The organism is Patescibacteria group bacterium, assembly GCA_038063375.1.
Lineage (GTDB): Bacteria > Patescibacteriota > Minisyncoccia > Phycocordibacterales > JANLHH01 > JANLHH01.
The window spans coordinates 45,766-67,545 of sequence record JBBTVG010000005.1 but is presented as its reverse complement, the minus strand read 5'-3'; the positions used below and the strand labels follow the sequence as shown (position 1 = coordinate 67,545).

The following is a 21,780-nucleotide window of genomic DNA, read 5'->3' as shown; positions in this document are numbered from 1 at the left end:
TGTTTCGTAGCTTCAGCGTATTATATCACACATTTGCTGGCGTACGAGGCAATAAAAATACCGCTTTTCTCACAAGAGAGAGCGGTATTTTTTCCAAAGAGAGCACTAGAGATACCCCAATTCTTTTGCGTACTGGAGCATTTTTTCCTTCGACCGTTTTTTGATTGGCTTGATGGGATTACCGGCATAAATAGTCCACGGCTCGGTTTTGGTGCCTCGGGGTACGAATGAACAAGCGCCGATAACGCACCCTTCCGCGAGGGTTACTCCGGGAAGTATAGTGACATTCGCGCCAACATTAGCAAAATTTTCAAAGACAATCGGCTCAACAACCAGACGGTCACGCATTTCTTCCGGTACGCCGGGAGCCGTGATCAGCCCTTCACCAAGGTATGCATCAGAAGCACAGATAATCGTGCTTTTGGCAGCGATATTAGTGAAGCGGCCTAACGTGAGCTTACCTTCTCTGCCACCGATAATACTTACATAAGGACCAATGTGGATGTGGTCGTTCGTTTCCAGTGCCGTAGTGAGGTAGAACCCACTGTCAATGGCAACATGGTTTCCTATTGAGACCAAATGAGGTCTGCGAATCTCCACAGCACTGCTTATGAATACGTCGTCGCCGACTGACTTGAGCAGCGCCTTGTCATATTGCGGTGAGTTCATGATTTCTCCATCCTGAGATTTAAGCGGTTGATTAAAGACCATATGAGTATACTATGTACTTTATACCATTTATTTATGTATAGTCAATACATTTTATTAGACCTGTAAAACGTTTTTAAAAAGTCAGTTTTTGGTCTATACTATACTTCATTAGTTTTACCAAAAGGGAATTCAATATATGAAAAAAACAAAATACACAGGGCACGTTTCGGAGTGTCAGATCTGTCAAAATAAAAACTTAAAACCAATCCTTTCTCTTGGTCACCAGCCCGTGGTGCAGGAGTATTTAACTAAAGAAAGCTTGGATCAACCCGAAGTAACCTACCCGCTTAATTTGGTGTATTGCGACAAGTGCGGATTAACTCAGATCGACTATATCGTACCGCCGGAAATAGTTTTTCCGCCGGATTACCCCTACCGTACCGGTCTCACCAATATGCTTATCCGGAACTTCAGAGCTCTTGCCGATACGTTGGAAAAACAGGGTTATGCGATTCCCAAGAGTCTAATCGTGGATATCGGTTCAAATGACGGCACGCTCCTGCAGGGTTTTAAAGAGAAGGGGATGAAAGTTGTCGGTGTTGAACCGACAGGTGCCGCGGATGTGGCAAAAAAGAACGGCATTACGACGATCAAAAGTTTTTTCAATAAAGAAACTGTCGCAACTATTCTAAAGAAATATGGTCCGGCTAAAATTATTACCGCCACGAACGTGTTTGCGCACATCAACGATACCGTTTCTTTGGCTAAGAATGTTAAGGACCTGCTCGCTACCGACGGTGTGTTCGTTTCCGAATCGCAATACCTTTTAGACATTTTTGAGAAGCTAGAGTTTGATACTGTGTATCATGAACACCTTCGTTTCTACGCGCTTCAGCCTCTCCAGCATCTCTTTGCACAAGTGGGACTATCCGTCGTCGACGCTGAACGTATTTCTGCCGCCGGCGGATCAATTCGTGTGTACGCCATGAAAGGTAAACACCAGATGAGCGCGCGAGCGAAAGAACTCTTGGCTACCGAGAAAAAGGCTGGTCTCTACGACGTAAAAGCGCACAAAAAATTTGCTGAACGCATCATATTGGCAAAACACGATCTCGTAGCACTTCTTTTGAAGGTGAAGAAACAAGGCGCGCGCATTGCCGGTCTGGGATCTCCGGCGCGCGCCAACACGCTTTTGGGTTTTACCAAGATTACCACCGACATTTTAGATTATGCATGTGAGAAGAAAGGGTCGCCGAAAATAGGGTTATTTACACCCGGAACACATATTCCCGTGTTTGAGGAAGAAAAGCTTCTTAAAGAACAGCCGGAGTATGCCCTCGTTCTTTCATGGCACATTGGAATGGAACTTATTAAAAAGACGAAAGAAGCAGGTTTCAAAGGTAAATTCATTATGCCTCTTCCGATCCCGCGAATCATTAAGTAGGCATGGAAAATAAAAACAAAAAAATTCCGTGGTGGGAGCCGCAGATCGGCAGTCCACTCGAGCGGGAATTGATAGAACAGGTTCTCGTTGACAATTACGCGAACGAAGGAAAACTCACTGCCAGATTTGAGACTGAAATTGCCGCTCTTCTTGGTGTGAAGTATGCCGTGGCCACGACGAGTGGCACTAGCGCTATTTTCCTAGCATTAAAAGCTTCAGGAGTAGGTTTAGGAGACGAGGTTATTGTCCCTGACGCAACATTTATTGCCACCGCAAACGCAGTTTCTTTGTGCGGAGCCACTCCCATTCTCGTGGACATTGACCCCAGAACGCTTACTATAAGCATTGAAGCGCTCAAGAAAGCAATTACACCAAAAACAAAAGCAATCGTCCCTGTGCATGTGACTGGCCGTGGTGCGGACATGGAAAGCATTCTCGCCATCGCAAACGAGCATGGACTGGTTGTCGTGGAAGATGCCGCCGAAGCATTTTTTTCCAAGCATCAGGGTAAGTATCTGGGTACATTAGGCGATGCAGGTTGCTTCTCGTTTTCCGCGGCCAAGACCATCACTACGGGTCAGGGCGGTATGATAGTGACCAATAGCGATGAGCTCTACATGAAACTGAAGCCATTGAAGGATCAGGGACGACCAGTGCGCGGCACAGGTGGGGATGATCTCCACGACACTATCGGGTTTAATTTTAAATTCACTGACATCCAAGCAGCACTTGGATTAGGACAGCTCAGACTTCTCGCGGAGCGCACCGAACGGATGAAACACATCTATATACTCTATCGGGAATCACTCAGAGGCATCTCCGGTTTTTCTGTCTTTGATATTGATATTTCAGGCGGCGGTGTCCCCCAATGGACAGATATAATTGTTGAGCGCCGCAATGAGCTGGACGCATATCTCAAAGAAGATAACATTGATTGCCGCCGCTACTGGCTACCAATCCATCGTCAACGTGCATATCTGTTGCCGGACGACCATTTTCCCAACAGTACAAAGCTTTTGACACAAGCGCTGTGGTTGCCATCTGCGTTCACCCTCTCTGATGAAGATGTGGTCTTCGTAACGGATCGCATTAAGGAATTTTTTTCAAAACACTAGAATTTTTTCGGATGCTCCCGATACCATTCAAAAGTTTTCTTTAACCCTTCATCCAAAGTAACTTCAGGTTTCCATCCGACAAGATTTTTTAATTTTGTTACGTCCGCGAGTCGTCGCTTCACGCTTCCGTGCGGTGAATCTTTGATTTCTGTCGTTTTTGGTTTCCATTCCGCAACAGTGAACATTTTTTCCGCAAGATCACGTATCATGATTTCCTCTGTATCCCCGATATGCACAACTTCAATCGGTTGCTTGTCGGTCTTCGCTGAGTCCATGAGCATTTGCATGGCGCGAACTGCGTCTTCAATGTAACAAAATGTTCTTGTGTCATCCGCGCCGTAAATAGGGAACGGATCAATACGATCCAAAATACGCATGGAAAATTCAGGGATTACGTGGTCGTAACCTGCCCGCGGACCGTAAAAGTTGTGCGGGCGCACGATGAGCGCACGAAGGTTGTACATGGCCGCATAATGGATCATGAGCACTTCACCCATGAGTTTTGTCGCGGCGTATGACCACCGAGGGTTAAAGGGGTCCTCAATAACAAGCGGTACATTTTCCGGTGTTGGGATGGCAAGTATTCCGAACGCATTTAATCCGCCCGCGTATGCTTCATTTGAAGAGGTGAAGCAGAGTTTCCCCTGTGGATTTTCGGTTCTAAACCACTCCAGAATATAGATGAGTGTCAGAAGATTGATACGTGAAGTTTCGTGCGGCATTTGATAGAAGTACTTTGTTCCGTTTACCGCAGCGAGGTGATATACGTGATCATACCCACTCCCAAATTCTTTGTATGAAGACTGGTCAGTAAGATCAAGATTCAAAAAACGCACCCTCGGGTCTTCCAAGAGTTTTTTTAAGTCATTATCCATTGCGCCGCGCTGGAGGTTGTCTACCAGCACCAATTCCGTGTCCGGACCGTACGTTTTTAATAAATGCAGAGAAAGATGGAAACCTACAGACCCGGCGCCGCCCGTGATAAGTATTTTTGTCATATTATTTTAATGGAATAAGGTAAGCGCGTTTTAATGAAATCTTTGAGTACCTGGTGGTGATGGAAACCGATTGTTTTGGGCAATTTATGCAAGGGGAACCATTGCGCCTCACTGAACTCCGGACCATTTTCCCTGATAGTACCTTTAGTAATGATAACCGGGAAGTTAAGAGCAACGAAATGCTTCTGCTTATCGGCAACAGGATCGTTATAGACGGCGAAAGGCATGGTCTCGCTCCACGGCGGAATTATTTTTACTGACACTCCAAGCTCATTTCCGGCTTGGCGCCGGATAGTATCTTTAGTTCGCTCACCCTTCAATATGCGGCCGCCAATAAGGCACCACTTGTTTTCTTCCGGGTAAATTTTTCTCTTAATGAGAAGCGTTTCAACGACCCCTTTGGTTTTTCTCAAGATGATCAAATCAACGCAGGCGACAGGAATCAACTTTTGGATCGTTTGGAATAAAGGTTCTGGTATCCATTTTGAGGCAGGAACAACTGTATCAGGTATTTTGTGGGTTTTCTTCACCATAATAATTTCACCCCAGTATAACACCTTGATTATCATTGGTAAAATGGTACCATAGAGTTCATTATTCACTGGTATTCTATGAGTTTTTCACCAAAAGAAATCATTGTCGTTGTCGGTTACGGCTGGGTGGGGCAAGCGAATGCCTTGGCTCTCTCACACATCGGTTACCATGTGTGTTATTACGATGTCGGGGAGCCAAAAATGCACTACGCGGACAAGTATCAAAATTCTTATGATACCATCACGCCACTCTCATCTCCCCTTGAGAAAGATGGCCCTGACACGTGCTATCTTGTGTGTGTCGGGGATCGTGTTTCTCCGGAAGGGGAGCAGAATATTGAGGCTATTAAAAAAGCGCTGGAGTCTCTTCACGATGCAAAGGGTACCGTCGTACTCCGCTCAACAGTTCTTCCGGCATCTCTCGTCTCTCTGCGATTTGATTATTATGTGCCAGAATTTTTGCACGAAAAGAAGGCGGTAGAGGAATGTATGGCGCCACAATATTTTATTGTTGGTAGCCGTAATACTGTGAGAGAGCAACCTCATTTTTTTAACATATGGCAAGAGCGCGCAACCAAGATATTCTACGGCACTCCTGAAGAGGCGTCATATCTGAAATACCTTTCAAATACATGGAATGCGCTTCGCATCGCTTTCGTCAATGAATTTGGAAATGCGATGGCGTTACCTACGGATCAGGAGCATTTGGCGAGCATTGAAAAGGTCATCAATTTTTTCTTTGAGAAAAAAAGCTATCTCCGATATGGCAAGTCGTTCGGAGGACACTGTTTACCGAAGGACGTACGCGCCTTTTGTACCTCACACGAAAAAGAAGGGAAAGACATGTCACTTCTTCACGGTGTATGGAAAGCAAATGACGCCCAGCTCATCATAGAAAAAAAATACCCCATCTTGCCGGAGTGGTTTTCTGAATGGGTTCGCCCGGAAATTTCCGGGCGCTCCGCGCTCCGCGCCTTAAAAAATTTAGTCATAAGAAAAGTGAAAAAGCTTTACTTATAAGACCTACTGCTCAATAATTTTTCGGCTCCAATCTTTATATTTTGGCTACGAAAATTATTAAACAGTAAGTCTATGATATTTTTCATGAGATTTTAGCCATAGTTCAAGACACAAGAGAGACCATATTTTGTAGTACATCTTGTCGTCACCTTTTTGGTAAAAAGCGTTAATCATTGATAGGACTGCCTCTTTTTTTAGAAATTTATATATTGATGCGTTGTTTCCCAGCGTATGGAGAACAAACTTTTTCATTGTCTCTGTCTTCAGCCACTCTTTAACCGGCGCGCCGAATCCCTGCTTTCTTCTGTAAACAAATTCTTTTGGCATGATTTCCGCCAGAATATCTTTGAGGATGATTTTTCCCTGATTACCGTTCATTTTATATTCAGTTGGAATGTTGTACACGTATTCCGCCAGATCTTTGTCAAGAAAAGGGGAGCGTATCTCAAGTGAATGCATCATACTCGTTCTATCTATCTTATAGAGAAGCTGGCCCGGAAGGTATGTTGTCAGATCAAAGAAATTTATTTTCCGCACCCCATTACCCTTAATGGTATTGATTGCGTGGTCTACAATATCATCGCTTATTTCACCAAAATTTTTCCATAGTTTTTTACGCTCATTTTTTTGAAATACTGATATATTTTTAATATGTTCTTTAAATTGATTTGAAAAGAAGAAATTTTTTAATTGTACAATTTTTCTTATATTTCCATATTTAGAATACCAACCATAACCCATAAACAACTCGTCTGCCCCGTCACCCGAGAGTGCCACTTTAACTTTTGATGAAGCAAGTTCTGAAATTAAGTGTTGAGGAAAGTTTGAGGAGTCGGCATGTGGCTCGTCCATGTATTCAGTGATTTTTTCAAGCTCGTCGATAAGATTCGCTTTTATTTCAAGAGTGTAATGGTCTGTGCCAATTTTTTCGCTCGCTTCTCTGGCATAGGGAAGTTCGCTCGCACTACCTTGATAGCCAACCGAGAAGGTTTTGATCGGGCGATCCATGAATTGTTGCGCGAGATAGGTTACCAGAGTGGAGTCAACACCGCCCGAGAGGAGCGAGCCAACTTCTACATCAGCGACCATCCGTTTTTTGACCGCCATTTGAATGAGTTCTTTGATTCTTGTTTTCGCTTCTTCATAGGTAGGTTTTTGGGGATTTTCAGGTATTGACCAGTATTTTTCTATATGAAGTTCGCTATTTTTATATACTGCTTTTGAGGCGGGGGAGATAACGTGTATATTTTTGTAAATACTTTTCCATGGCGGCACATACATAAGGGTCAGATAATTATCTATCGCGCCATAATCCAGTTCTCCCTTTATGTGACCCGATTCAAAAAGCGCTTTGATTTCCGATGCGACAAGAAGATTGTTGTTTTTGTCAAACGCGTAGTAGAGCGGTTTCTTGCCAAAACGGTCGCGCGCCAAGAAAAGCTGTTCTTTTTCGTTGTCCCAAATTGCAAAGGCAAACATTCCGTCAAGATATTTAGGGCATTCGTCGCCATATTCTTGATAGGCCTTGAGAATGACCTCGGTGTCCGAATTGGTTGAAAAAACATACCCCTTTGCTTCAAGATCTTTTTTTAATTCGCGATAATTGTAAATTTCTCCATTGAAGGTGATCGCCATATCGCGCTTGTTATCGCGCATGGGCTGGTGGCCTAGAGAAAGGTCAATGATTGAAAGGCGCGTTTGTCCGAGGGTGCAGAGCGGGAAGGAGAGCGTGCCTTTGTCGTCAGGACCGCGCTTCCCTAGGGAAGCAAGCATCAAAGAAAGTTTTGATGCGTCTATTTTTTGGGTATCTTTTCCTGTTATGCCGATTATTCCACACATGGTGATCAGATCTTAATCCACGAATCAGGAATTACGTCTTTTGTATCAACATTAGGTTTTGTTTTACTAAACCATCTGCTTGGCGCTATCACTATTTTTTCGGGATTTTGATTAAGCCATGCTCCCCACCAACTGAAGGAACTATTGGCGATGATTTGATGTTTACAAAGACTCATAAGCCGCAAGTCTTCGTAATTTTTGTCGGCCTTATTGTGATCCACATACGTTACCGGATATTCCAATACGATGTTGTTTTTTACCCATTCGTGATCGTCTGAGAATATAAAAAAATGCGGATTGTGTACTTTCTCGGACATGAGCTCGATCGCCTTATGATAGTAATCTAGCCCGCATGTTCCATGGTATTCGTTTGTTTGCTCGTTCGTAACATAATCGCCACGCCTGATATGCACCATCACCGAGGTGGTCGCCTCTATCTCTTTGGCAACAGCCGCATCTTTTCCCTGCAGAGTGGTTTTAACGATCGCTTCCTTGCGTATAATATATGCACTGTCTTTGAAGTATTTTTCAGTTTGCCAATAACCATCAAGATAAGCTTCTTCTTTTATTTCTAAGATCCGCGGGTCAAAATGGAACTGTTTTTCTTCTATATACTTTCGTTCATTTGCGATCAGCCTGTTATAGAGAAACCATTTCTTTCCCCGTTTCCTGCGATATTTTTGAAATCTCGCCACTTCTTCTTTGGTTGCAAAATTTTCCACGATATTGAAATGGCCCAAGCTATACGCATGGAGTTTATAGTCATGGAAGCCGGAGATGTCCAATTTTAATTCAGTGTGATTTATATGGGCGAGATGTCTACCCAATGCGTATTGGAACATTTGGTTTCCGAGTCCTCCAATTAGTTTTACCACAATCATATTTTAATATTTATAGAGGCAGCTGCTTATCGTTTCAAGATCATTCTCGGAGAGTTCAGGGTAGTTGCCGCAATAAAAGCTGTTGTCGTGCAGAAAATTCGTATTGGGCAGACTAAAATCATCCTTTACATATTTTTTATAAAACGGTTGTTTCTGTATATTGCCGGCAATCATGGGGCGTATTTCAATGCCGGCACCTGAGAATTGTGCCATGTATTTTTCTCGCAATTCGGGAGTTTTACATACCACAGGTATGGCAAAAAGAGAAAGTGTACTTATGTGGTCGTGCTTTAAGGGCAGAAGGTCAATGTTCTTTTGGAGCACCTTTTCCAAACGGAGGTAATTTTCTTCTCTTGTTCTGATATTCTCATCCAAAAATTGAAGTTGAGACAATCCGAGAAACCCAGTGATCTCAGTAGGTCGTACATTAAACGCCAGATCGTAGAATGTGTATTTGGCTTCAAATTCTGAAGTAATGTTATATTTTTTCCGCCATTTTATCTGCTGGGGTGCCGATAGATTTCTATCCCATCCGTTTGCCCGCACAATACGGAGCATTTCTGCGAATTCTTCATCATTGGTGCATACCATTCCTCCTTCAATTGTTGACATATGGTGCGCCACAAAAAACGAGAAACTTGCCCCAAGACCAAAATTTCCCGCTTTGCCCTCCAGCAATTCAGTACCCAACGACTCGCAGTTGTCTTCTATTAAAATAATATCATGCTCATCGCAAACCTTCCTGATTTTGTCGAGATCACCGACAAAACCCAGTACGTTCGTGATAAAGAGCGCCTTGAGTTCTGTCTGTTTAATGCGCGCCAACACATTATCGGACATTACGTTTAAGGTGTCTTTACTGCAATCAATCGCCACCGGTTTCATGCCCATCTGGATAATAGGCATGACGTTTGTGGACCAGGTAAGCGCGGAAAACCCAACAAGGTCGCCGTCTTTCAATTTCCCCAGGTTTTTTAGCGCTTGGAGCATGGAAAGATTCGCGCTTCCGCCGCTATTAAAGAGAACCGCTTCTTTCCTACCTTGTTTTTTTGCAAAAGCTTTTTCAAATTCCGCGCATTTTTCCCCCATGCTTAATTTATCGCTCTTTATGATAAAATCAGCGAGAGCTTTTTTTGTCTCATGCTCGTGCAAGAATGCGTTTTTCATTAAAGGGATCATATTTTTATTTTATGTTTTTTAAATATTTCTTAAAAAATACCTGTGTCGTGTATTCACGCGAAGCTCGCTGGTACGCATTTTCAATAATCTTACTATAATCTTCGTAGTGTTCCAAAACCTCCTTTAGTTTTTCTTCGAGCTTGTCTTTCTCGTAATAAACAAACTCTTTATCTGGTGTAAAGAATTTCTCAATAACATTAAAAGAGTCCTTACGACATAGGATAAGTGACCTACAGAACGCAGCTTCAAACATTCTTGTTTTTTGTTGAGGAACAAGGAACTCTTTTCTAAGAAAAAAGTATAGAATACTCTTTAAAAAATTCTTTGAAGGAATAAGTGAAAATGCTTGGTTGTTTTTAAAATCAGGAGTATTCTGAATATGCCATACGTATCGTACATTGAAGCTTAAGAGGTTGTGGACGATTGTTACTTTACTTTGAGAAATGAGTTCTAGTTTTTTTAAGTGAGGAACATCTTTATTGGTAATAAGTGTTTCTTTCGAGCGACAAAATGAGAAAATCTTTTTTATTTTTCTTATAAGGTATAAGTTCTGGACTATTTTATATGTTTTGTTTTCCGATGGTGCAACAAAACGATAATTGAATTTCGCTATACTCTTCAAAATATGAAGAATTTCTCTCGAATGAATACCACCAAAATATATAACATCATATAATTTTATTACTGGTGGGGGAATTAAGTTTTCGTTAAAAGGAAAAAATACGAACTGCCTTCGCTTTTTACCTTGGACTTTGTTGAGCCATTCAGTCGTGTAAGGGCAAACTGTAAGAATTTTATAAAAGTACTGTTCATATTCTTCTCGTCGGAATGCGGGATCTCCGGACGCAAAACGATTAGGTTCTTCTATTTCGAAATAGACAATTTTTTCATTTTTAATTTCTTTTATTGGTTTAAAATTAATACGTGCGTCAATAAATAAAAAATCACCACATTGTTTTTCAAAGCGTTCAAAATTAAAAAAACTCATAGGAACCTCCGGCGACACTTTCCGTGCTGTAGTGAAGATACGCATTTGTTTTATTTCTTGAAGTATGCGTTATTTAGAAATAATGCATCGCCAGCAATAATTTGTCCATCATGATGGTCGCCAAGATTGTATAAATTAAATAATGAAAAATTGTTTTGCTTTAGAAATAGGGATATATCATGGAATAGAGGTTGATTTTTATAGAGCTCTACAAACTCAACTTCTGTGAAAATTATTTTTACCTGTCGAAGTGTTTCCACTGCACCTTGGAAAGCAAGTAGTTCGTATCCTTGCAAATCAAATTTTATGATATCTGGCTGAGGAATGATTTTTTCTCTAACTAAAGTATCTATTTTTACGACAGATACAGTAATTTTTTCCGACAGGTCGGCGAGTCCCGGATGATATTTATTGGTCATGTCTGGATCGAGAGGTGAAGAGGTAACGATTTTTTTGTTTACATTAAAATCAATAGTCCCATCCTTATTTCCAAGGGCCTTTGCAAATACAGTTACATTTTTATCGCCTATTTCTGATATTGCTGCGGCGACTTTCGGGATAGGCTCAAACGCACTTATCTTCGAATTCATAAATCCTTCGTCTCTAAGTTTAAGTATCGTCGAGCCGTTGTGCGCGCCTCCGTCGATGAATATTGGATTTCTAAGATCTATCGACTGACATAGTTCTCGCATGTCTTTATACAGATCGCGAGGCGCAATTAATTCTGGTTTTATGGCAAAAATATAATTACGGATCTTTCTGACTATATGTACTAGCCATCTTGATTTTTTGAGGGTTTTTCTTGTTATATCTGTAATGTTCATATTTTTTGTATTTGTATTCTTAAGGTGTTTCTATTTTCCATACTAGGCGTGGACGTACTACTCCCGGTATGCGTTGATTGAAATCATTTTTTTTCGTGTCTTCTATATCTTCCAAGACTTGAAAAACAAGAGCGTCTTGTTTGTAGACATGGATATGGAGAGGTATCATGGTGGTAATAGCTACTCCTATTATATAAGTGCCACAGTTCAAAAGATTTTCTGGTATCCACACAGTTGCCTTGTGTAGACCAACTTTATCAAGATTGGTGCTGAAATCAGCGTGGCTTATGAAAGCATACTCACCCTTATTTGTGAACACATGAATATTCGGAAGAGGGGAGTATCCATTTTTCAAGACTTTGTACTCAATATTAATTCCAACTTCTTTATTAGAGTAGACATAAGGTATGGCTTCCCCTTCCTTGTTTATAAGACGCGCGGATATAAGTTTTGCTATATCATCCCCTGAATCCTCTTCTTCTCCCCAGTGCGCCTCTGTTGTTTTAGAACTCGTATCGCCAAGGTAATGATTAACAACTTCTTCTGTTTCTCCAAACATTTTTACTTTCCCTTTTTCGAGCCAGACTGTTTTTGGGCACAATCTTTGAATTGCCGCCATGTTGTGGCTCACAAAAAGAATAGTTCTCCCTTTTGCTTGCGTGACCTCTTCCATTTTCCCAAGGCATTTTTTCTGAAACTCCGCGTCGCCGACGGCAAGGACTTCGTCAACAAGGAGAATATCCGGTTCCATATGCGCGGCGACGGAAAAAGCGAGGCGGACATACATGCCGCTTGAATAGTATTTTACTGGGGTATCAAGGAACTTTTCAATGCCGGCAAAGGCGACGATCTCATCAAACTTGCGCGCAATCTCTTTTTTGGTCATGCCGAGAATGGCGCCGTTGAGAAAAATGTTTTCACGCCCGGTGAGCTCGGGATGAAAACCGGTACCAACCTCAAGAAGGGAAGCAGTTCTGCCGCGCATAATGATCTCTCCTTCGGTGGGAGGTGTGATCCCTGTTAAGATCTTCAAAAGCGTGGATTTTCCCGCGCCGTTTCTTCCGATGATACCGACAATGTCGCCTTTGTTGATCTCGAGGTTTACATTACGCAATGCCCAAAACTCCTCTTTTTTTGTAAGTCCGACGACCTGCTTTGCTTTATGCTTTGCAAACTGGAAAGGATTTTTGAAAACATTTGCCAGCACGTCACGCAACGCGACATACCCACCCCGCTGGTGCGTGATGTTATATTTCTTCCCTACATCTTTTATTTCAATGATTGACTTGCTTGACATTTTGTTTGTTTGGTATATTATATCAGTGTATTTCTAGGGAAGAGCACTGTTTAAGGTTTCGTCCTTAAGCGGTGCTCTTCTTTTTTCTATACTCTAGCTTGTTCTGTAGTTCATTCATATACTGCATCCTCTCTTTTGCGGTTTGCTTGAGCAATCCTGAGCAATTTTTTACATCAGGGCTTAGTACGACTTGCAGTTTATTTGTTTCATATAAGTGATGCACTAAAGAATAAAAGTCTCCATCACTCGTGACAATGACCGCTTTGTCGTATTTGTTCATCTCAAGAACTGTTCCCAAGACAAGATCGGCATCGACATTGCCTTTCATTTTTCCATTTTCATCGGGAATAGTTGGCTTGAATTTCAATACAAAACCGGCTTCTTGAAGGTTGTCGTACAGTCCTTGATTCAGCGCGACAAAACCAATGAACATATATGCTTTTTCTACACCATACTTCTCTTTAAGATAAATTCGGAATTTTCGATAGTCTAATTTCCACCCAAGTTTTTGTATACCAAGGTTGAGATTCTGACTATCAATAAATGCGTAATTGTTTCCTTTTGTTTTCATATTAAATAACATCAGCGAAATAGCGCTCAACCTTTTTGAAATAGATTACGCCGATGACGAGGAGCACAGCGCACGCCGCAAAAGAAATGCCAAGGAGGAGCCAATTGATGGGTGCGGTTCCGAGGAGCGCAGCGCGCGCGTTTTGGATGACACCCATCATGGGGTTGAGCGCGAGTATCCATGAATATTTTCCCGCGATGCTTGCGGGATATATGACCGGCGTGAGAAAAAGGAGTATTTGAATGAAGAAGGGCAATACATAACGCACGTCACGATACTTCACGTTGACGGACGCAAGAAAAAGTCCGCCGCCCACTGCCGCCATGAAGGTAATGAGAAGAAGCAACGGGATGATCAAAAGACCGCTTAAGTGCGGTGTGTAGCCATAATAGAACATCATACCCACAAGGATGACCGCGGCGATAGCGAAATCAACAAACTTTGTCGCGACAGACGAGAGAGGGAGGATGAGACGCGGGAAGTAGACTTTGGTGATGATTGATTGATTAGCTATGAGCACACTGCTTGTTTCGGATAGCGCTCCGGAAAAGAATTGCCAGAAAAGAAGTCCCGTATAAACAAAGATCGGATAGGGAATGCCATCAGAAGGAATCTTGAGGAGTGTGCCAAAAAAAAGGCTGAAAACAACCATCGTCATAAATGGCTGGAAGACTGCCCACATGATACCGATAGTAGTTTGTTTGTAGCGTACCTTGAAATCGCGCCAGGTGAAGAAATAGAGGAGTTCCTTATAGCGCCAAACCTCCTTGAGGTCCTCAAGGCTGAACACTTTTTTTGGTCGTATAATAGTGACTTTACTCATAATTTTTCTTATACCATTCGTAGGTTGATACGATGCCTTGATCAAGCGGAATAGTATGTTTCCATCCGAGGGCGTGAAGTTTGGTGACGTCAAGGAGTTTTCTCGGCGTACCATCGGGTTTAGTTGTGTCCCAATTAATCTCACCTTCGTATCCCACAACAGCTTTTATTTTTTCCGCGAGTTCTTTTATAGTGACGTCTTCTCCCGTGCCGACATTAATGATATCAGAATTATCATATTGATTCATCAAGAATACACTTGCGAGCGCCAGATCATTCACGTGCAAAAATTCTCGTTTCGCATTTCCCGTTCCCCACATGGTGACACTGGGCTCTTTTTTGATCTTGGCTTCGTGAAATTTCCGCATCATTGCAGGCAAGACATGTGCTTCAGCAAGGTCAAAGTTGTCGTTTTGTCCGTAGAGATTGGTGGGCATGAGAGAAATAAAGTTCGTGCCGTATTGTTCGTTATACGACTGGCACATATAGATTCCCGCGATCTTGGCTAGCGCGTATGCTTTATTGGTCGGCTCAAGTTCTGACGTTAACAGATACTCTTCTTTGATTGGTTGTGGACATAATTTCGGATAGATACAAGAACTTCCCAGGAATAGTAATTTTTTTGTTCCTTGTGTATAGGCATTATGAATGACATTTGTTTGAACCGTCAGGTTTTCATAAATAAAGTCGGCAGGATGGGTCTTGTTTGCCATGATTCCCCCAACCTTTGCCGCGGCAAGGAAAACATACTCGGGTTTTTCTTCTGCAAAAAATTTTTTTACCACCGTCTGGTCAAGCAGGTTCAACTCCTGCCTTGTTTTAAGGATGAGGTTTTGATAGCTCTCTTTTTGGAGTGCACGTACGATCGCAGATCCTACAAGCCCCCTGTGTCCCGCAATATAAATTTTAGAATCCTTGTTCATATATTTGTATTATTCATGACGCTGTTTCGTTTTAAACCCGCCTTGCTCCAAGTGGACGTCCCTCTTTGCTTCCTCGAGGTCGGTCGCGACCATTTCTTTGACCAATTCTTCAAAACCGATTTTTGCTTCCCAGCCGAGTTTTTGCTTTGCCTTGGTCGGGTCGCCAAGAAGTGATTCTACCTCGGTAGGCCGGAAATAACGCGGGTCAATTTCCACCACAACTTTTCCCGTTTTTTTATCAACGCCTTTTTCGTCAACTCCACTTCCTTTCCAGACGATCTCAACACCGAGTTCTTTGAAGACCGCCTCGCAAAACTCCCGCACGGAAAATTGTTTGCCCGTTGCGATGACATAATCCTCGGGAATCTCTTGCTGAAGCATGAGGTACATTGCGTACACATAATCTTTCGCATGGCCCCAGTCCCGTTTCGCATTGAGGTTGCCCAAGTATACTTTTTCCTGTAGCCCTAAGCTTATTCTCGCTGCCGCACGAGTGATCTTTTTGGTGACAAATGTTTCGCCGCGCCGATGAGACTCATGATTAAAAAGGATTCCCGAAACAGCAAAAATACCGTATGCTTCGCGGTAGTTTTTTACTATCCAGTGAGCATAGAGTTTAGCGGCGCCATAGGGACTGCGAGGATAAAAAGGAGTCTCCTCATTTTGCGGCGGGGGAGTGGCGCCAAACATTTCTGAAGTGGACGCCTGGTAGAATTTTGTTTTCTTTTCAAGACCGAGCAGGCGAATGGCTTCAAGTATTCTTAAGGTGCCTAACCCATCGGAGTTTCCGGTGTATTCAGGCGTCTCAAAAGACACCTTCACATGGCTTTGCGCGGCAAGGTTATAAAGTTCATCAGGTTGAACGTCTTTGATTATCCTAATGAGATTTGTTGAGTCGGTGAGATCGCCGTAGTGGAGAAATAGTTTTTTCTCTGTTTCGTGCGGGTCTTGGTAAAGATGACCGATTCTTTCAGTATTAAAACTACTCGCGCGCCGTATGATGCCATGAACCTCGTATCCTTTTTCAAGGAGAAGTTCGGCTAAATAAGACCCGTCTTGTCCGGTGATTCCTGTGATAAGCGCTTTTTTCATATCATTACCATTTGTTGATTTTAGTGACCACTTTTCTTTTAAGTTTCAGATACGACCTCGCGGCTCCTTTTTCAAGTTCCGGCGAAACAAGGCGCAACATTTCTTTGCCGAGGATCCGATACTGGCCGCCTACTTTGTTTGCTCTGAGGAGCTCTTTTTTAAGTAGTCTCTTAATCGTACTTTCGCTCACTCTCAAAAATTGCTGCGCTTCGGAGGTGGTGTATACCGCATTTGGTTTTATCTCGTGCTCCATTCGTTGTATTATAGTTAAAATTCAAAAAGTGTCAAAAGAGTTCAAGGTCGTACGGAGCGCTTGTCGTCACGGGATGGCCTTGCGAGAGTACGGTATTTGCATGCATTGCACCCCATGCTATAGTCAATGGTATGAATATTGAGCGTATTTTGCGAAGTCTGGTGATCGGAGGTGTTTTCTTGACCCCGTTTCTTGCTCTTGTTGTTTTGAACGATATGTTTTTCCCTTTTATCACGGGAAAGAATTTCGCGTTTAGAGCATTGGTGGAGATCATCTTCGGCGCGTGGCTGGTGTTGGCGCTCACCTCTCCCTCGTATCGGCCGAAACGATCGTGGATACTTATCGCTCTTGGCGCGTTTGTAGTTGTCATGACGGTTGCCGACCTTTTTGGCGTAAACATCTCCCGTAGTTTCTGGAGCAATTACGAGCGTATGGAGGGTTTGGTAACATTGCTCCATCTTTTCGCGTACTTTGTCGTCGCGACATCTGTTCTTACCACAGAAAAATTATGGGAGAGGTTGCTTCAAGTCTCCCTTGGTGCCAGCGTGATAGTCGGCATTTATGGATTGTTTCAGCTCTCGGGCGCGATTACCATCAACCAGGGAGGTGTTCGGCTTGATGCGACCTTTGGCAACGCGACATACTTGGCGGTTTATATGCTCTTCCATATATTTATTGCCGCTTTACTTTCCGTGCGCACGCGATTCTCTTTACTTCGTCTTGTGTATGGCGCCACCATGCTCCTCAATGTCTTTATTCTTTATCACACCGCGACACGCGGTACGATCTTGGGGCTCATCGGGGGAGTGCTCCTTACCGCGCTTCTCATCGCGCTTTTTGAGAGGGAAAGGCCGCTTTTCAGAAAAATCGCAGGCGGAGTTATCATCGGCGTAATCGTGCTTGCCGGCGTTTTCTTTGCGATCAAAGATACAAACTTTGTGAAGAAAAGTCCCGTGCTCTCGCGTTTTTCCGGTATCTCATTACAGGAGCAAACTACTAAGTCTCGCTTTCAGATTTGGGGTATGGCGATTGAAGGGTTTAAGGAAAATCCTTTGCTCGGTTGGGGACAAGACAATTTCAATCTGGTATTTAACAAATACTATGATTCGCGGCTGTATGACCAGGAGCCATTCTTTGACCGTGCGCACAATGTATTTTTAGATTGGCTTATCGCCGGAGGCATTGTGGGGCTCCTCGCGTACCTTTCTATCTTCGCCGCCGCGCTTTTCTATATCTGGCGAAGAAGAGACAATTCCTTTTCAGTAATGGAAAAGAGTGTCATCACGGGTCTTTTCGCGGCATACTTTTTTCAGAATCTGTTCGTGTTTGATAACCTGATAAGCTATGTGCTGTTTGTCACGATGCTCGGATATATACACACAATGGCAACCATGACGACAGCAAAGAACAGCGAACAAAAAGAGCCGGTTCGCTCCGCGATACCCGAACACACTGTCATGGCGATAGTTCTTGTCGCGACAATCATTCTTATCTACGCCGTAAACGCAAAAGGTTTCCTCGCCAATCGCGCGCTCATCCAAGGCATGACCCCCCAAGAAGCGGGGCTGGAAAAAAATATTGAATATTTCAAGAAGGCGCTCGCGTACAATTCATTTGGCACTCCGGAAGTGCGCGAACATCTCATGCAAACCACGGGACGCATTGTCTCTACCGGCGCGCCTCAAGACATGAAGCAGAAATTCATTCTCCTCGCGCGAGACGAGATGGGCAAGCAGATCAAAGAGACACCGGACGATATGCGCTACGAACTCTTGATCGGCTCCTTTTTAAATTCCGTCGGCGCGCCCGACGAAGCAATTGCTCATTTGGAACGAGCCATTGAACTTTCCCCGAGCAAACAGTCCACCTATTTTGAGTTGGCAAATTCGTACCTCGGCAAAGGGCAATACGACAAGGCGCTTCTCACCATGAAAACGGCGTATGAAATTGAACCAAAGAACGGAACCGCGCGGGATATTTACGCGGTAATCGCGATCTATAACAAGAATTTTGATCTTGCGAAAGAACTCCTGGTGCCGGTGTACGGAACCATAGCGGTCCCCGACGATCGTTTCATTCAAGCATTCGCGGCGGTGAAAGATTATGAGACGGTCATTAATATCTGGAAAGAGCGTATTCTGAAAGCGCAGACTGCGGGAGCCGACAATGCTCAATTCCACGTCTCGCTCGCCGCGGCATACCTTGCAAACGAGGAGCGCACGAAAGCAATCGCAGAACTGGAGAAAGCGACAGAGCTCAATCCGGAGTTTAAAGCTCAAGCAGACTATTATATAGGAGAGATTCGCGCCGGCCGCAATCCGTAAAATGGAATAGGCGCCCCATGAGCATTCAACCTCTCCACACAACACGCAAAATCACCGCGATATGCTTTTTCAGCACACTTTTTACGAGCGCGCTTTTTGTCGTACCATCGGTGTCGTTCGCGGCTTATAGAAGCGATTGGAGCACACAGGTTGATGACACCGACAGCAAAGACTTGAAGTGGCAATTATCTGACACCATTCCTTTTGATATGGGAACTGACTCTAATGGTGTTCATTACTTCACCTCTTTTTTATACAGCCCCATACAAGGGATTCGATTGTCGCCAAGCGACACGATCATTGATATGTCGGCAACAAAAGGTGCTGACGGGTGGAAATTTTGGGCATTACTAGATCCGACTGGAGGAAACGACAACTATTTACGATATGTTGATGTTAAAACCGGACGCGCGCGATATACGAGCTATGGTACTGTCGCGAGCACTTTTTATTTTGATGGCACCCTTTTTCAACTTAAACATTGGGTTGGTATCTATGATGATCAAGTAAAGGCTATTCGCTTCGCTGCCCCGAAGATAAATAAAAAAATCTATTTTATTTCATACACAGATGAAGATTTAAGTTACATTGACACCATACAGGAAGTTTACGATTACATGGGTGTGTTGAGAGCATCTTCTGCAACAACCTCCACTCTTGCTTATGCGGAAGAAGAAGGATTCTTGTCTGACATGGAGAGCCCGGGCGTGCATCCCAACAAAGGCACGGCAAGTTCTACCCTCATGGTGTTTAAGATAGTCTATGCCGGCGCAACTGCGCCGGATGCGATGAATGTGCTTGTGGGAAACGACACCGCGACAACGAGTTTCTTGATGGCGCTTGATACGGCATCCGCAAGCACCACATTGCGCGATGGCATATTCGAGAACGGAGAACAGTATGTGTTTTCCGGAACTTTTCCCAAAGGAAACTACACGTACTACTTTGAAGCACAGAGCACAAGTACCACCGTCCGCCTGCCTGCTGACGGCACTCTCACCTTCCAAACCGGCTACTCCAATGTCGCCTTTCTACCCGGGCTTGAGGCGAGTCGGTTGTACGTACAAGAAGGATTTTTTGAGAATCAATTATGGATACCAAACACAAACAATGATGTAGGAAAGCTCGCTCTCTCGCCAATTACGGGAGAAAGCATTGATCCCGATATTTATACCAACGATGTTGTTGATGAGGCATATACCGTGAATATCTATAAAGGATTTCTTGCGCACATGAATACACTGGTCGCCGGCGGTGACATTGAAGAGTTCAAACCGTTGCCCTATGACTGGCGGATGGATGTCAAAGATGTAGCAACCCGTATTATTCCTCTTGAAAGCGGCGGATATACTATGGTGTCGCGTATCGAAGAGATGGCAAGTACATCGCCTACCGGTAAAGTAACGATCATTACCCACTCAAACGGCGGCTTGGTGGCAAAAGAATTGATTAATGAGTTGGAACGGCAAGGGAAAGCGCACCTCGTTGACCGCATCATCATGGTTGCTGCTCCGGAGCTTGGAACACCGAAAGCGATCTTGGAAATACTGCACGGTATAGATTTTTTCTTTCTGAATTTCCCAAGTAAGAAAGTTACCCGTGAATTGGCAGAGAACATGAAAAGCGCATATACTCTTCTTCCGTCACAGGAGTATTTCAATCGTCTCGGCACGTCCATTCGTCCGATCATTGAGTTTAGTACGACCACGCCCGTAACAGAAGCGCTCCGTGCTATCTATGGTGAGTCAATTTCAGATTACGACACATTGCGCGGATTTCTCCGTGGTGAGTATGGCGAAAGAGTTGAACCCTTACCGAGCGAAGTGAATGTTCCGAACGTTCTTAAAGAGCATTTTCTGACTAATGCCGAAGAGCGCCACGAAGAACTTGATACATGGGCACCGCCGGAAGGAATGGATGTTATTGAAGTGATCGGCTGGGGACTTGATACGTTGCGCGGTATCCGATATGGAGCGGCGGAAAAGAATGTGTGCAATGAGGATCTTTCCATATGCCAAGTGATGGATGTTATTGATCCTCAGCCGCTTATTACGTCGGAAGGGGATGGAACGGTAGTTTCTGTTTCAGCGGAAGCACTGGGAGGGGAGAGGTATTGGGTGGATATATTTGAGTATAATGAACCACTTACTAGTATAAATCGTTCCCACAAAAATATTCTTGAAATTGAACCTCTCCAAAACTTCATTACCACCCTCATTAAGCGTGAAGCCACAAGCGCGCTTCCAGATTTCATGTCATCGTCTATGCCTACCATTGCTGATCCTGCCAAGCGCCTACGCATAAGTGTTCATTCCCCAGTTACCCTTCATCTCTACGACGAATTTGGCCGGCATACAGGGCCAATACCAAATCCAGACCCGTCTTCTGATATTGAACTCTCTGAAGATCAAATTCCTAACAGCTACTACTGGCAGATCGGGGAAGGGCAATATGTCGGCGGAAACGGTGCCACAACAACTACGGTTCAATTGAACGGACTTTCGTTAGGCACATTTACCCTTGAAATCGAAGAAGTGACTGGTGAAGAAACAAAGAACACTATTCTCTATGAAGATATTCCCGTAACGGCAAGCACCACGGCGAGTGTTCAGGTCGGAGGAGATATCGTCACCCCCATTCTTGCAGTTGATGTTGATGGAGACGGCACAACCGATGTTTCCATTGCCGAAGGCGAGGACACCAATGCTTTCTCGCTCAAAATACTTGAAGATATTATCAACGCAATGGATATACAGAGAGGTCTAAAGAAAGACCTTACAGAGTCAGTTGAAAAAGCGACGAAGGAATTGGAAAAAGGGAAACCGAAAAAAGCGACAAAGGAGCTGGGTAAAATGATTAGCAAACTAGAGGAGGAGATCAAAAAGAATACAAAAGAAAGAGATGAGAATGACAAGCACGAAAAAAACGAAGATAAAGACAAAGAAAAAGAGGTAAAAATATCAACCGAAGATGCACAGAAGTTGATAGAGATTGTGGAGAAAATTAAAAATAATGTGATAATATAA

Annotated in this window: 19 protein-coding genes; 5 read left to right on the top strand and 14 right to left on the bottom strand. The window is 43.6% G+C overall.

Features of this window, described 5'->3' with window-relative positions:
* Positions 1-105: 105 nt before the first annotated feature.
* The gene (locus tag AAB523_01070; GenBank protein MEK7555861.1) at positions 106-711 is read right to left on the bottom strand and encodes an acyltransferase; all 606 of its coding nucleotides are present in this window, start codon (positions 709-711) and stop codon (positions 106-108) included.
* A gap of 136 nt (positions 712-847) precedes the next feature.
* Here AAB523_01070 and AAB523_01065 point away from each other — a divergent pair, with 136 nt between their 5' ends.
* Both AAB523_01065 and AAB523_01060 read left to right on the top strand, forming a co-directional pair.
* On the top strand, positions 848-2,095 hold the full coding sequence (locus tag AAB523_01065) for a class I SAM-dependent methyltransferase (protein ID MEK7555860.1): 1,248 nt from the start codon (positions 848-850) through the stop codon (positions 2,093-2,095).
* Positions 2,096-2,097: 2 nt separating this feature from the next.
* A complete protein-coding gene (locus AAB523_01060) occupies positions 2,098-3,210 on the top strand; it encodes a DegT/DnrJ/EryC1/StrS family aminotransferase (protein ID MEK7555859.1) in 1,113 nt (370 codons plus the stop codon).
* Here AAB523_01060 and AAB523_01055 read toward each other — a convergent pair.
* Together AAB523_01055 and AAB523_01050 are read right to left on the bottom strand one after the other, a co-directional pair.
* Positions 3,207-4,208, bottom strand: coding sequence for a GDP-mannose 4,6-dehydratase (locus AAB523_01055; protein MEK7555858.1), 1,002 nt, complete (start codon positions 4,206-4,208; stop codon positions 3,207-3,209). The genes AAB523_01060 and AAB523_01055 overlap by 4 nt on opposite strands.
* Entirely contained in the window at positions 4,205-4,741 is a 537-nt protein-coding gene (locus tag AAB523_01050; GenBank protein ID MEK7555857.1) for an NUDIX domain-containing protein, read from the bottom strand. The genes AAB523_01055 and AAB523_01050 overlap by 4 nt, the downstream gene beginning before the upstream one ends.
* Before the next feature lie 78 nt (positions 4,742-4,819).
* On the opposite strand from AAB523_01050, the gene AAB523_01045 reads away from it, so the two are divergent.
* Complete coding sequence (locus AAB523_01045; protein ID MEK7555856.1) at positions 4,820-5,761, top strand: hypothetical protein; 942 nt, start codon at positions 4,820-4,822, stop codon at positions 5,759-5,761.
* Between the two features lie 57 nt (positions 5,762-5,818).
* Here the strand turns inward: AAB523_01045 and asnB are convergent, their stop codons facing one another.
* The 11 genes from asnB to AAB523_00990 form a co-directional block, all read right to left on the bottom strand.
* Complete coding sequence (gene asnB, locus AAB523_01040; protein ID MEK7555855.1) at positions 5,819-7,600, bottom strand: asparagine synthase (glutamine-hydrolyzing); 1,782 nt, start codon at positions 7,598-7,600, stop codon at positions 5,819-5,821.
* A gap of 5 nt (positions 7,601-7,605) precedes the next feature.
* On the bottom strand, positions 7,606-8,475 hold the full coding sequence (locus AAB523_01035) for an alpha-1,2-fucosyltransferase (GenBank protein ID MEK7555854.1): 870 nt from the start codon (positions 8,473-8,475) through the stop codon (positions 7,606-7,608).
* Between the two features lie 9 nt (positions 8,476-8,484).
* Positions 8,485-9,648 (bottom strand): aminotransferase class I/II-fold pyridoxal phosphate-dependent enzyme, encoded by a 1,164-nt coding sequence (locus AAB523_01030; GenBank protein ID MEK7555853.1) that lies wholly within the window; start codon positions 9,646-9,648, stop codon positions 8,485-8,487.
* A gap of 16 nt (positions 9,649-9,664) precedes the next feature.
* The gene (locus tag AAB523_01025) at positions 9,665-10,648 is read right to left on the bottom strand and encodes a glycosyltransferase (GenBank protein MEK7555852.1); all 984 of its coding nucleotides are present in this window, start codon (positions 10,646-10,648) and stop codon (positions 9,665-9,667) included.
* Between the two features lie 50 nt (positions 10,649-10,698).
* Positions 10,699-11,472 carry an FkbM family methyltransferase gene (locus AAB523_01020; GenBank protein ID MEK7555851.1) on the bottom strand — a complete coding sequence of 258 codons (774 nt, stop codon included), beginning with the start codon at positions 11,470-11,472 and terminating at the stop codon, positions 10,699-10,701.
* 19 nt (positions 11,473-11,491) lie between these two features.
* Complete coding sequence (locus AAB523_01015) at positions 11,492-12,769, bottom strand: ABC transporter ATP-binding protein (GenBank protein MEK7555850.1); 1,278 nt, start codon at positions 12,767-12,769, stop codon at positions 11,492-11,494.
* Positions 12,770-12,833: 64 nt separating this feature from the next.
* Complete coding sequence (locus AAB523_01010; protein MEK7555849.1) at positions 12,834-13,340, bottom strand: NYN domain-containing protein; 507 nt, start codon at positions 13,338-13,340, stop codon at positions 12,834-12,836.
* Between the two features lies 1 nt (position 13,341).
* Positions 13,342-14,163, bottom strand: coding sequence for an ABC transporter permease (locus AAB523_01005; GenBank protein ID MEK7555848.1), 822 nt, complete (start codon positions 14,161-14,163; stop codon positions 13,342-13,344).
* Positions 14,156-15,085, bottom strand: a complete 930-nt coding sequence (locus tag AAB523_01000; GenBank protein MEK7555847.1) for a GDP-L-fucose synthase — start codon at positions 15,083-15,085, stop codon at positions 14,156-14,158. Before AAB523_01000 ends, AAB523_01005 begins: the two co-directional genes overlap by 8 nt.
* Positions 15,086-15,094: 9 nt before the next feature.
* Positions 15,095-16,177 carry a GDP-mannose 4,6-dehydratase gene (gene gmd, locus AAB523_00995; GenBank protein ID MEK7555846.1) on the bottom strand — a complete coding sequence of 361 codons (1,083 nt, stop codon included), beginning with the start codon at positions 16,175-16,177 and terminating at the stop codon, positions 15,095-15,097.
* A 4-nt stretch (positions 16,178-16,181) separates the two neighbouring features.
* The gene (locus AAB523_00990; GenBank protein ID MEK7555845.1) at positions 16,182-16,430 is read right to left on the bottom strand and encodes a helix-turn-helix domain-containing protein; all 249 of its coding nucleotides are present in this window, start codon (positions 16,428-16,430) and stop codon (positions 16,182-16,184) included.
* 131 nt (positions 16,431-16,561) lie between these two features.
* On the opposite strand from AAB523_00990, the gene AAB523_00985 reads away from it, so the two are divergent.
* Positions 16,562-18,754, top strand: a complete 2,193-nt coding sequence (locus tag AAB523_00985) for an O-antigen ligase family protein (protein ID MEK7555844.1) — start codon at positions 16,562-16,564, stop codon at positions 18,752-18,754.
* A gap of 17 nt (positions 18,755-18,771) precedes the next feature.
* Positions 18,772-21,780: a hypothetical protein gene (locus AAB523_00980; protein MEK7555843.1), complete on the top strand. Its 3,009-nt coding sequence runs from the start codon at positions 18,772-18,774 to the stop codon at positions 21,778-21,780.